The 855-nt window shown below is 62.6% G+C and carries 1 protein-coding gene; it reads right to left on the bottom strand.

The window, feature by feature from the left end:
* Positions 1 to 767 (bottom strand): IS5 family transposase gene (locus IE88_RS17980; protein ID WP_202900536.1). Its coding sequence is split into 2 segments (ribosomal slippage): positions 1 to 458 and positions 458 to 767, totalling 768 coding nucleotides; the frame shifts between segments, so codons are not numbered across the junction.
* Positions 768 to 855: the final 88 nt, after the last annotated feature.

Here is an 855-nt window from a genome sequence, read left to right on the forward strand (position 1 = left end):
CTAGGCCCTGTTGACAAAGTGTCGGTGCCACAGCCGCAGGCTGCCGATGTGGACGAAGCCGAGATAGCTGTCGGCGGTCTTGTCGTAGCGGGTCGCGAGGCGGCGTGACCACTTGAGCTTGCCGATGCCGCGCTCGATCTGGTTGCGCAGGGCGTAGATGAAGTCATCGATCGGTACAGGGTGTTTCCGGCCCTTCCGCCCAGGGATCATCGGCGCTGCGCTACGGGCCTCCAGGTCGTCTCTGATCCGGTCGGCGTCGTAGCCCTTGTCGGCAAGCAGCACCTTCGGATCAGGCGCTTCGGCGTCCATCAGAAGGTCATAGCCACGGTAGTCCGAGACCTGTCCAGCGGTGACCTCGGCAGCGAGCGGCAGGCCTACGGCATTGGTTCTGAGATGAATCTTGGACGTGAAGCCACCTTTCGAGCGGCCAAGACCCTGTCTCTGAGTCCCCCTTTTGAGCCCGCTGCCGATACGTGCGCCCGGACGATGGTCGAGTCGATCATCTGCACGCTGTCCGGCTCAGCACCGCTCTCCGCCAAGGCTTCGAGCATCGCCTCCCATACTCCCGACAATGTCCAGCGTCTGAACTGCCGGTAGACCGTGGACCACTTGCCGAAGACCTCGGGCAGATCGCGCCACTGCGCTCCGGTCCGCGCGATCCAGAACACGCCGTCGAGCCTCAAACGATGATCTCTCGGCGGACGCCCCGACCTTTCGCCTTTCGCCACGACGAAGGGTTCGAAGAACGCCCACTCCGCATCCGACATCAATCCGCGAACCACGACCGCCTCCACAAAAGCGATCTTGAATCACGGATCAGCCCGAGGATGAACCCTCTTTGTCAACAGGACCTAG

This window comes from Parvularcula oceani, from assembly GCF_000733125.1.
Lineage (GTDB): Bacteria > Pseudomonadota > Alphaproteobacteria > Caulobacterales > Parvularculaceae > Parvularcula > Parvularcula oceani.